Here is a 10556-nt window from a genome sequence, read left to right as displayed (position 1 = left end):
TGGCGCTGGCGGCCGGCGCGGCGTCGGCGGGCTTGGCCGGCGCCGGCACCGCCGGTTCGAGCGCGTGCGCGGCGAAGGCGGCGCTCAGCAGGACGGACAGCGACAACAGCGAGGCGGCGCGGAGCATGCGGTTTCCCGTGGCGAAGGCGGCCGCGCGAGAGGGCGGCGATGCCGGCGACGATACCGCAGCGGCCGCGCCGGGTCATGCCCCGCCGGCGCGGACGCCGCTCATGGCGCCTGCGCGGGCTCGGCGGCGAAGGCGTCGTGCAGCCGGCGCAGGAACTGCGGTGCCGGCGCCCAGGCGGTCTCGCCGATGCGGCTCACCGCCACCCCCGGCGTCCACGAATTCATCACCGCCGCGCCCTGCAGCGCAGGCAGATCGGCCGGCGTCAGCGCCTGCTCGCGCTGCGGCACGCCGTGGCGCTCGAGCTGGCGGCGCACGATGCCCTGGGTGGTGCCGACCAGCATCGGCGCCTGTGGCCACACCACCGCCGCGCCGTCCCAGAACGCCAGGTTCCAGATCGTCGCCTCGCTGAAACGGCCGGCGCGGTCGAGGAAGGCGGCATCGTCGAAGCCCGCGGCGATCGCGCGGCGCAGGTGATAGGTCTTGGCGATTTCGCCGACGTGCTTGAGCTGCGGCAACACCCGCTCGTGCTCGACAGCGACCAGCGCCAGCGGCCCGCGCGGCCCGTCGGACGGCGGCGCGGTGCGCACCAGCACGCGCGGCGCAGCGCCGTCGTCGCCGGCGGTGAACTCGCCGGCCGGCTGGAACACGGTCGCGGTCAGCGACAGATCGGCCGGCGAATGGCGCAACGCTTCGCGCAGATACTCCCGCACGATGTCGTCGGACACGGCGCGGCCGTACAACTGCAGCGAGGCCTCGCGCAACCGGCGCATATGCAGATCGAGCCCGCGCACGCGGCCGTCGCGGACCTGCATCGCGGTGAAATGGGCGTGGCCGGCGAAGGCCAGCGGCGCCAACGCCGCAGCGTCGGCGTCGCGGCCGTCGATCTGGGCCACGGCGGCGAAGCCGCTGGTTGCGGCAGCGGTGGAAACGGACATCGAAAGACTCCCGAAGAACGATGCCGGCCACTATCGAAGATTGACCGCACGCGGGGAAACGAGTAGTTCTCGGCCCACCGTCAAATTCCGCTTGAAGATCGATGCCACGCAATCTGCCGGGCACCCGCGCCCTGCGTACCTTCGACGCCGCCGCGCGCCATCTCAACTTCACCCGCGCCGCCGAGGAAGTCGGGCTGACCCCGGCCGCGGTGAGCTACCAGATCAAGGAAATCGAAGAACAACTGGGCGTGACCCTGTTCGTGCGCAACAGCCGCAGCATCCAGCTCACCGCCGCCGGCGCCGAGCTGCACCGCGCCGCGGTCGAGGCGCTGGGCACGCTGCAGCGCGCGCTCGGCCGCGCCCAGCGCATGGCGCGCGGCGACGGCCCGCTGCGGCTGTCGCTGAGCGCGCGCCTGGCCAGCAACTGGCTGCTGCCGCGGTTGCCGCGGTTCAAGGCCGCACATCCGGATCTGGCGCTGAGCTTCGATGTCAGCGACGAGCTGCGCGACTTCGACGCCGATGGCATCGACCTGGCGATCCGCTTCGGCGCCGGCGGCGAGGCCGGCCTGCGCAGCGAGCGCCTGTTCGCGCCGACCATCGTCGCGGTGGCCAGCCCTGCCCTGCTCGAGCGCGCCGCACCGCTGCGGCATCCGCGCGATCTGCTCGAACGCGGCCTGTGCCTGAGCCACGTGGTCTGGCGCAGCGGCGACATGAGCTGGCCGGACTGGCGCCAGTGGCTGGCCGCGGCCGGCATCGACGCCGCCGCGTTCGACGCCCACGCCTGCCTGGGCTTCGCCGATTCGGCGCACGTGGCCCAGGCCGCGCTCGACGGGCATGCGGTGGGGCTGGTCGAACTGGAGCTGATCGACGCCGATCTCGCCCACGGCCGGCTGCTGCGTCTGTTCGACATCGCCGTGCCGATGCCGCGCGGGTATGCCTATCGCGTGGTCCATCCTCTGGCGCACGACGACGACGACGAGCGCGTGGCTACGCTGCGCGACTGGTTGCTGGCCGAGGCTGCGGCGGCGGCCGATTCGGGTCGCTAGCGTTCGCGCGGCGAGCGGCCGGCCGCGAGCGCATCGCTCACTCGCCCGCGTCCGCCACGCTCGCCGCAAGGTCTTCGAGCAAATGCCGCTGCAACTGCGGATCCAGCCTGAAGAACCCGCGCGCGTTGAGGATGCGGTGATTCGGATTGGGCCGGTAACCGTCGGCCACGATGCGGCCGCCGGCGACCTGGAACGCGCCGACGATGTCCTCCGGCGGCACCGCATCGCCGGGCGTTTCGGCGCGGCCGTCGACGATCACCACCAAGCCGTCGCCCTGCCGCTGCGCCTCGGCGATCAGCCCCGGCAACGACGGCCCGTGACGGGCGACGACGCCATGCAGGAACTCGACGAACACCCGGTTGCGGGCGAAGTTGTCCGGCGCGATGCCGGGCCGCTCCGGGTCGATGATCTGGCCGACGATTTCCTGCGGCGCGATGCCGCGCGCGCCGAGCTGGTCTTGCGGGGTCAGGGTCACATAGGCCACCGGCCCCTCGGGCAGGACGACCTTGCACACCAGCATGGGCAGATCCGACGGCATGCGCGCTCCGGCGTGGCGATGCGCCGCGACGCTGCGGCGCGCGCCATCCTAGCCCGTCGTGCGGCCTCGCGCACGGTCGCGGGCGAGGCCGCGCTGCGCCAGGCGAGGCCTGCGCGCGGTTGCAGGCCGTGGTCGTCGCGCGATGGCGGCGGGAGCGCCGAAACCGTCCCGCCGCCGCGGCCGTCGCCTCAAAAGACGACCCAAGGCCGGCTGCCGGTGCCCGGGTCGTCGGTGCCCGGCACGCAGTAATGGGTGATGTAGGCCAACGGAATCGAGGTCAGGAATGCCAGTTCCACGCCCGGATCGGCCATGCCGCCGCAGATGCCGAACAGGTTCGAGTTCGCCAGCGTGGCGCCGTCGAAGAACACGTTGGCGCCGACCCGGCTCTGCAGCAGCGTCGCATTGTTGCCGACCGGCGTCACCGCGCCGGCGCCGGCGGTCTGCACGTTGAGCGTGAACGACATCTTGTAGACGTAGCTGCTGGAATAACCGCCGCACTGCGGCGAGGTGTCGGTCGAAACGTGCACCGTGCGCTCGTTCTTCTCGACCTTGATGTCGCGCAGCACGTCGATCAGCTTCACCGTGGCGGTGTTCAACAGCACCTGCAACGACGAGCGATCCGCCGGCGGCGGCAACTGCGGCGCCGGCGTGCGCGGCACGATGCAACGGGTGATGATGCCGCGGCCGGTGGCGGCAGTGGTGACCACGCGCGGATTGAAACCGCCGGCGGCGTGGATCTGCTGCGGCGTGCGGCTGTCGCCGCGGTAGATGTCGATGGGCATGGAACGCTCCGGGTGACGCGGCCGGCGGCCGCTGGAAAGGACGCGCGATGAAGCCCGCGGACGCTGCGGCGCTACAGAGCACGTCGGTTCCAACGTGTCGGGCCGGGGAGCGTGAATGCGCGGCGCGATGGCGCACCTGAGCGCGAGCGTTCGCGCATCGCCCCGGAATCGACTCCGGGAAAACTGCGGCCAGCCGCACAAAACCCGCCCGGATCGATCCCTAGCATGGACCGGCCGCGCAAGCACCGCCCGGCCGGGCGTACGCCAGCGGCATCGCCACTTTCCAGGAGGTTTCCGATGAAGCAAGGAACGATCCGCATCGCCCTGTCCGTGTTCGCGTTCGGCCTGGCGTTCTGCGCCGTCGCAGCGCCGACCAATCCCTGCCAGATCTGCGAAGACAACTACACGCGCTGCATGACCGGCACCGACACCAGCAAGTGCTGGAGCGTCTATCTGGGCTGCATGCGTCGCGGCGACGGCCAGCATCCCTGCCCGCTGTAATCCCGATCCGCCGGCCGCCCGCGCGGTACGGTTCCGCGCGGGCGGCGCGTCCCAGTCTTGCAAGGAGGCTTCGATGAAGACCACCACCCGCGTGCGTCTGGCCCTGGCGACCTTCGCCTTCGGCCTGGCCGCCTCGCTCGGCGTCAGCGCCACCGATGTCTGCAAGCGCTGCGAGAACAACTACACCGCCTGCCAGTCCGGCGGCACCAGCGAAGCGCAGTGCTATCAGTGGTATGTGGAATGCCTGCGCTATGGCGATGGGCAGCGGCCTTGTCCGATGCCGCGTTGAACCTGGCCCCGGCGCGTCGAGGCGCGCCGGGATCAGGCGGCGTCAGTCCGCCATCTCGACCCAGTGCTCGGCGCGCCGGCTCCGATCGCCCAATCGTCCAAACGGCGCCGCGGCAAGCAGCACCACGAACATCGACAGCAGTTGCGCAAGCGGCGCAGGCCGGATGACGAATGCCGCGGCCGCGATCAGGCGCAGCAATGCCGACACACCGCCGGCGCTATCCGCTGTCACTGCGCCTCTTCGGCAGCGCCGCCGTTTCGCCTGGGGCGTCTCGTCGCCGCCCACCAGAACGCCAGCGCCGCCACCGCCCCCACCCCGCACATCCAAGGAAAGTGGCGAAGATTCGGCGCATCCGGAAGCTGCAGAACGATCGTCACCAGCGCCCCGCCCGCGGCACCGGCCAATGCGGTCGACCACCAGCGCACCCAGCCCAGCGCTCGCAGGATCAGGAACAAGGGCAATCCAATCAACGCCACCGCCGGCAGCGCGAAATAGAACGCGAACAACGCCATGCCGAAGTCGCTGATGGACAAGGAACCGCACTGCAACGGCGCGTTGGAGACCAGCAATACACCGGTGGCCGCGGCCGCGAGCAGGGTGCCGCGCAACAGCGATTTCCATTCGATCGGGGTCGATCCGTCCATGCGCCCAGTATGCGCGAAGCCCGTCGCGAACGGCTCGCCACACCCGCGCGGGCCGCGAAACGGCCCGCCAAAAACAAAACGGGAAGGGCTTTCGCCCTTCCCGGTATCAACATAGTACTCCGTCCAGGGCTTGCAGCAAGCCCCCCGCGCGGGCGCAGGATCGCCGCCCTCCGCCGCTATCGGCGCAAACGGGAGTAAGGGCATGCGTGTCTTGTTATCGACGTTCGGCTCGCGCGGGGACGCCGAGCCGCTGGCGGCGCTGGCCTTCGCGCTGCAGGCTCAGGGCGCGCAGGCGCGGGTATGCGCCTCGCCGGATTTTGCCGGGCGGCTGGAACAGGCCGGGGTCGAGCTGTTCCCGGTCGGACCGCCGGCGCGCGAATGGATCCGCGAGGTGATGGCCGACCCCAAGCCCGACATCCCCGGCCGCGCCGCGCAGATCATGGGCCTGTACTGCCGCGCGCTGGCCGTGGCCATCGAGGACTGCGACGCGGTCGTCGCCACCGGCCTGTTCCCGTCCACCGCCGCCGCGCAGATGCTGGCCGAACGCCATGGCCTGCCTTATGTGTACGCCGGTTACTGCCCGATCTACCTGCCGTCGGCGCACCACGCGCCGTTCCAGTTCCCGCACCACCCGCAGCCGCCGGCCGCCGCCGACAACCGCGAGCGCTGGGCGCTGAACGCGCAGGCCATGCAGGACACCTTCGGCGACACCGCCAACCGCCACCGCGCCGAACTCGGCCTGCCGCCGGTGCACGATCTGCGCGACCGCGTATTCACCGACCTGCCGTGGCTCGCCAGCGACCCGGTGCTGAGCCCGTGGGCGCCGACCAGCCTGTGCGAGGTGTTCCAGACCGGCGCCTGGGTCCTGCCCGACGACCGCCCGCTCGCGCCCGACCTGCGCGCCTTCCTCGACGCCGGCGACGCGCCGGTATACGTCGGCTTCGGCAGCATGCCGCTGCACGCCTGGAAGGACGACGCCGCGCGCGTAGCCGTCGACGCCGCGCGCGCGCAGGGCCGGCGCGTGATCCTCGCCGGCGGCTGGGCCGGGCTGACGCCGATCGACCACGGCGAAGACTGCTTCGCCCTCGGCGAGGTCAACCAGCAAGCGCTGTTCCCGCACGTCGCGGCCATCGTCCACCACGGCGGCGCGGGCACCACCCTGGCCGCGACGCGCTCGGGAAGGCCGCAGGTGGTGGTGCCGCAGATCGCCGATCAGCCGTACTGGGCCGGGCGCGTGGCCGACCTCGGCATCGGCGTGGCGCATGCGGGGCCGGTGGCGACGGTGGAGTCGTTGTCGGCGGCGTTGGCGGGGGCGTTGAAGGCTGAGGCGCGGGCCAGCGCCAAGGCGGTCGCGGGGATGGTGCGGGGAGATGGGGCTGAGGTGGCTGCAAAGCGGTTGGTCGGGATGCTCGGCGGCTAAACGGGAGCGCAGCGGAGCGCGTCCGGGTCGCCGGCGCGCTCCGCTCCGAATCCTCTGAATTCAACGCTCAGATGGATCGCCCACGCTCGTTCTGAACGGACTGCGCCCCGGGCTCCTGATTCTGGGCTAAGCGCTGTTGGTCGAGACTCTGAGCCTGTTGCACGATCTCTTGCAGTCGCGGCATCGGCCTCGTGGTATCGACCACCGCGTGGTAACCCGGCGTAGTTCCACCGACGCACAAACGATCGCCCGCCACGGCGACGATACCGATCTTGTCGGCCGCATCGATCCCAGCCTGCTTGCTAACGAGCATCGCGCTCGCGACGACTTCATCCGACAAGCGCGACGGCGCTTCGGAACGAATCCTGTCGAACAACTGCCGATCCTGCGTCGAAAGCCGGTCCAATGGCTGCGACGAATCCGCCACCGGAGCATACGACGCGTGTCGGTTCACAGGCGCCGGCAAGGGATCGGTCAAGCCCGGGCGATGATCCGGGTGCGCGGGATGCCCTGGGGCCGTCGGCGCCTCCGGCCGAGGCACCGGCATCGGACGGTGCGGTTCGTAATGATCTTGTCGGTCGATTGCTCGTTCGGGCTGCGACGGCGCCATCCGCAATGTGGCCGGGTCGATATTGCCGGTCTGAGGGACGCCATGGTCGCGTTGGAAATCCAGCAGCGCGCCCTGCATCCCGGGCCGATAGACGCCGTCCAGATCGAGCCGCCGCTCGCCAACGCCGCGATAGCCCTCCGCCGCCATGACCTGCTGCAAATCGCGGATACGGTCACTCGACTGCCCCAGACGAAATACACCATCGTCGGCCGTCGGCCTGGGTTCGATGGCTTGTCGGAACTCGGCTTGCACCGGCAAACGCCCCTCCGTCAGATCGTTGACGTACCCCGCAAGCTGCCCTCGATAACGCGTGTCCATCTCGATATGAACATGCTTGCCGGAACCTTTCGGCAGCCCCAGCGCGTTCTGGGTACCCAGAGACTGCCCGTAAACGACGGAGGTATCCGCATCCACCGCAATAGGCCCGAGATGCCGGATTCTGGCGATGACCTCGCCGTCTTTGCGGTCGGATATCTCAACCAACCCGTTCCTATCGTCCCGCCTGCTGATGTAACCCGCTATGGGCGATGGAACATCGACCGCTCTCGTCGCCTCCGACTTGGAATCCAGCTGCCCCTCAAGAATGAAGTCCTTGATCAGCAGGACCTGATCCGGCCGCAGCGAACGGTACTCGTCCGTCCGGCGCATCTCCACTTCCTGAAAAGCCCCGTCGATGAAGGCGTGGGAACGCCGCTCCGGACGTTCGACGCCCCTCAGCCCGCCGTCGATCATGCGGGCATCGAAGTTGGCCAAGGGATGATGCGTGACAAGGTCGTCGTAGGACGCTACGTCGGCATTTCTCTCCCCTGCCTCGTCAAAGGTGTACTGCTTGACCCGGTAAAACCTCGGCGCTTCGCCATCCATGGATCACCTTTCTCGCTCCTTGCATTTCATGTATACGGCGCGGTAATCCCCGTCCTGCTCGACCAACTGATCGCCTTCCACGGCGAAGCTATGCCGCACCGTCTCTTTCTGCGTGCCAAGATGATTTTCGACGGAGACGATGCGCCACCAGTTCTTCTTGTCCGGGTCGGCTTCAACGCTCACGGGGGTGTAGGTGGACTCATACGATTCGATCGCACGCGCACTCACGATGAACCGGCCATCGGAGTCCGGGCTCAGCGGTAGAACGCACGGCCTGCGCAGCGGATCCAGCCTCCAGGTCCCCCGCAGCGCTTCGGGATAGGTTGTTTCTTTCCCCACCCCATCAGGTCGCGTATCGACAACCGGCGCGCGCGGAGCTGCATCGATCTCCCGCTCGGCCGATGCGACATGCGTTTTGGCTTGGGGCATGGCTTCGGCTTGCGTCGGCCTGGACTCGGGTGGCAACGATGCGGTTTCCGTCGCGCGGCATGCGCTGAAGAGCATTCCTGCCAGAACCGCGCAGGCCGCCAGCGGAAACGGACTGACATAACGCCCTGCGTGATCCATCGTCGCTGTACTCCGGGCCGTGACAATTTACGGGGACGAAACGAATGCAATTCGCAAAGAACCGTGCCCTAGATCGAGTTACCGCACAACCCCCATAACCATCGAAAATGAAATGAGCCGCACTGTTCGACGAAACCCGCCAAAGAGTTGACGCAACCTGAGTGGAATAAAGGCTATTTCCGTGCATCGAGAAACAGCAAAAATGCAACCACCACATACCGAATGCGCGAGAAATGGCCGTTGCAGTGCCGTTACCCTCACCGACCGCACGCGATCGCTGAAGGCAGTTCAATCCATCCTTGTCCGCGAGAAATGAACTTCCGCGGTTTCAATCTCGCCAGACAACGGCACCGGATGCTATCGACCGGCGCGCTGATACGCGATTCAATCCTCGCCCGCGCAGCGCCGAACTCAGCGCGCAAGCTATTTCGAGTGGCGCTCAAGGGGAGTTCGCTCGCCGTCGGGGCGAACGGACCCGGCCGCAACCCGACGCAGGTCGCGCGCAAGAAAATTTCCCCGAGCCTCGCACCAACTTGGTTCAACGCCGACGTCGAATGCGTCGCGCGCAAGTCGTCGAGTGTCGTGCACAAGCCGTTACAGCTTACGCACGAGGCGAGACGCTTCGTCGAAAAAGGCCAGGCTCGTTACCGACGAGGCATTTCAGCCTAAACGCGAACCATCGCGGTTTGCGCGCAAGCAAAGCGCCTTGCATGCAAGTCCCGCCCTACTCGGCGCCGCCCCATTTTGGAGCGGCACCGGGACTTTCCGGCTTGCAACCGAAGCCGCCAGGCTTACGCGCAAGCGCGTAAGGCTCGCGCGCAAGGCTTCAGGGCTTGCGCGCAAAGTAAACACTGGCGCACCACTCTCCCCGCACCCACCACCGCCCTCAATCCGCGTCGCGATCCACCCGCGGCAACGGCGGCGCAGTGCGCAGATCCACCGGCGCCGCCGCTTTCAGCCCCTTGCCCGCACGCACCGCTTCCGCCGCCACCGGCTGCGGCTGGCTGCGCAGGTTCTGATAGAAGTTGCGGATTCCGCCCGTCACCTGCAGCGAGTAATCGGTGGTCATGAACTGGCTGCCGTCCTGCGTCTGCAGGTGCGCCCCATCCGGGATCAACTTGAAGAACTCGTCGAACTTGTCCATCGGGTACTCGCTGGGCTTGTTCGCGCTGAACACCGCCATCGCCATCGGCCGGCCGCGGTTGACCGGGTCGTTGGCGTTGGCGAAGGTGCCGGCGCGGCCGTGGCAGGACACGCACGAGGACACCGGGCTGTCGATCGGGCCGTTGACCCGTCCGCCAAGGCCGTGGTGGCGCACGTAGGCGCGGTTGCCGTAGTCCCAGCCGCTTTGTTCGACCAGGAAGCCGTTGATGCGCGCCTCGGTCAACGCGGTGTTGACGAACACGCCGTTGCGCTGGGCGTCGGTGCGCACCGGCAGATCGTCGCCCCAGCTCAGGCCGACCGGGCTCATGCGGTCCCATACGGTCTTGCCGGGCGAGCCGCCGTCGTAGACGAAGGTGCCGAACACCCAGCCGGTGCTGCGCGCCAGGCGCGGGTCCTTCACCGCCACGTCGAGCTGCAGCAGGCGCATTTCGCGGTTCACCCGCGGCTTGTCGTAGTTGGTGTCGGGGTAGATGTTCGCGGTCCAGACCTTGCCGTTCTGCAGGTACGGCACCTGCTCCACCGGCGCGTCGGTGAACAGCAGTTTGCAGGCGACGCTGTTCGGCGGGAACGTCGACTTGGCCGGGTCCGGGCGGCCGTCGGCGGTGAGCCAGACCTTGCCCAGGGCGGAGCCGCCGCGGTCGTTGTAGAAGCCCACCGCCCAGTTCTGGCCGCGGCCGCTCTGGCGGGTGTGCAGCTCGAACGGGCGCGACATGCGTTCGCGGGTCATGCCGTGGCGCCATTCGCGGCCGCCGCCGAACGGGGCGCCGTCGTCGTGCAGCCACGGCGCGTGGTACCACTTGCGCACGCGGTTGTCCTGGACGCGGAAGTCGACGTCGACGTTGCCTTCCAGGCAGTAGTTCAGCACCGCGCGCAGGTATTCGTTGGGGAAGGCCTTGAAGTCGATGGCCATCCACGGGAAGGTTTCGTTGGCGTAGGTCTTGGGGTAGTCCTGGCTGAGCTGGAAGATGTCGGCCGGCGGCGTGCCCGGCGGCGGCGGATAGCGCGGGTCGTAGCTGGGAAAGCGCGCGGCCGCCGCCGCGGCGGCGGCGGCATCGGCGGGCGCGGCGGG

General features: G+C 68.8%; 13 protein-coding genes. 5 read left to right on the top strand and 8 right to left on the bottom strand.

All coding sequences use genetic code 11. From position 1 onward, the window contains the following. Positions 1-228: 228 nt before the first annotated feature. A complete protein-coding gene (locus A7A76_RS05650; RefSeq protein ID WP_206410278.1) occupies positions 229-1062 on the bottom strand; it encodes an aminotransferase class IV family protein in 834 nt (277 codons plus the stop codon). A gap of 101 nt (positions 1063-1163) precedes the next feature. Here A7A76_RS05650 and A7A76_RS05645 point away from each other — a divergent pair, with 101 nt between their 5' ends. Further along, positions 1164-2108, top strand: a complete 945-nt coding sequence (locus A7A76_RS05645; RefSeq protein ID WP_206410277.1) for a LysR substrate-binding domain-containing protein — start codon at positions 1164-1166, stop codon at positions 2106-2108. A gap of 37 nt (positions 2109-2145) precedes the next feature. Here the strand turns inward: A7A76_RS05645 and A7A76_RS05640 are convergent, their stop codons facing one another. Together A7A76_RS05640 and A7A76_RS05635 are read right to left on the bottom strand one after the other, a co-directional pair. Further along, entirely contained in the window at positions 2146-2646 is a 501-nt protein-coding gene (locus tag A7A76_RS05640) for a hypothetical protein (protein WP_206410276.1), read from the bottom strand. Positions 2647-2834: 188 nt separating this feature from the next. Further along, positions 2835-3428 carry a hypothetical protein gene (locus tag A7A76_RS05635; protein ID WP_206410275.1) on the bottom strand — a complete coding sequence of 198 codons (594 nt, stop codon included), beginning with the start codon at positions 3426-3428 and terminating at the stop codon, positions 2835-2837. A gap of 297 nt (positions 3429-3725) precedes the next feature. Here A7A76_RS05635 and A7A76_RS05630 point away from each other — a divergent pair, with 297 nt between their 5' ends. Continuing rightward, positions 3726-3929, top strand: a complete 204-nt coding sequence (locus A7A76_RS05630) for a hypothetical protein (protein WP_206410274.1) — start codon at positions 3726-3728, stop codon at positions 3927-3929. 73 nt (positions 3930-4002) lie between these two features. Continuing rightward, positions 4003-4218: a hypothetical protein gene (locus A7A76_RS05625; RefSeq protein ID WP_206410273.1), complete on the top strand. Its 216-nt coding sequence runs from the start codon at positions 4003-4005 to the stop codon at positions 4216-4218. A 42-nt stretch (positions 4219-4260) separates the two neighbouring features. On the opposite strand, the gene A7A76_RS05620 is transcribed toward A7A76_RS05625, so the two are convergent. Together A7A76_RS05620 and A7A76_RS05615 are read right to left on the bottom strand one after the other, a co-directional pair. Continuing rightward, positions 4261-4425 carry a hypothetical protein gene (locus tag A7A76_RS05620; RefSeq protein WP_206410272.1) on the bottom strand — a complete coding sequence of 55 codons (165 nt, stop codon included), beginning with the start codon at positions 4423-4425 and terminating at the stop codon, positions 4261-4263. A gap of 20 nt (positions 4426-4445) precedes the next feature. Continuing rightward, entirely contained in the window at positions 4446-4862 is a 417-nt protein-coding gene (locus A7A76_RS05615) for a hypothetical protein (RefSeq protein ID WP_206410271.1), read from the bottom strand. Positions 4863-5064: 202 nt separating this feature from the next. On the opposite strand from A7A76_RS05615, the gene A7A76_RS05610 reads away from it, so the two are divergent. Continuing rightward, entirely contained in the window at positions 5065-6282 is a 1218-nt protein-coding gene (locus A7A76_RS05610) for a glycosyltransferase (protein WP_206410270.1), read from the top strand. A 67-nt stretch (positions 6283-6349) separates the two neighbouring features. Here A7A76_RS05610 and A7A76_RS05605 read toward each other — a convergent pair whose 3' ends face one another. Together A7A76_RS05605 and A7A76_RS05600 are read right to left on the bottom strand one after the other, a co-directional pair. Then, positions 6350-7756, bottom strand: coding sequence for a peptidoglycan-binding domain-containing protein (locus A7A76_RS05605; protein ID WP_206410269.1), 1407 nt, complete (start codon positions 7754-7756; stop codon positions 6350-6352). 3 nt (positions 7757-7759) lie between these two features. Beyond that, positions 7760-8323, bottom strand: coding sequence for a hypothetical protein (locus A7A76_RS05600; protein ID WP_206410268.1), 564 nt, complete (start codon positions 8321-8323; stop codon positions 7760-7762). Positions 8324-8545: 222 nt separating this feature from the next. Here A7A76_RS05600 and A7A76_RS05595 point away from each other — a divergent pair, with 222 nt between their 5' ends. Then, the gene (locus A7A76_RS05595) at positions 8546-8992 is read left to right on the top strand and encodes a hypothetical protein (RefSeq protein WP_206410267.1); all 447 of its coding nucleotides are present in this window, start codon (positions 8546-8548) and stop codon (positions 8990-8992) included. A 217-nt stretch (positions 8993-9209) separates the two neighbouring features. Here the strand turns inward: A7A76_RS05595 and A7A76_RS05590 are convergent. Then, the coding region (locus A7A76_RS05590; protein ID WP_206410266.1) for a hypothetical protein at positions 9210-10556 on the bottom strand (1347 nt) is incomplete at its 5' end.

Source organism: Lysobacter enzymogenes, assembly GCF_017168095.1.
GTDB classification, from domain to species: domain Bacteria; phylum Pseudomonadota; class Gammaproteobacteria; order Xanthomonadales; family Xanthomonadaceae; genus Lysobacter; species Lysobacter enzymogenes_D.
This window is presented reverse-complemented; position numbering and strand designations above follow the sequence as displayed.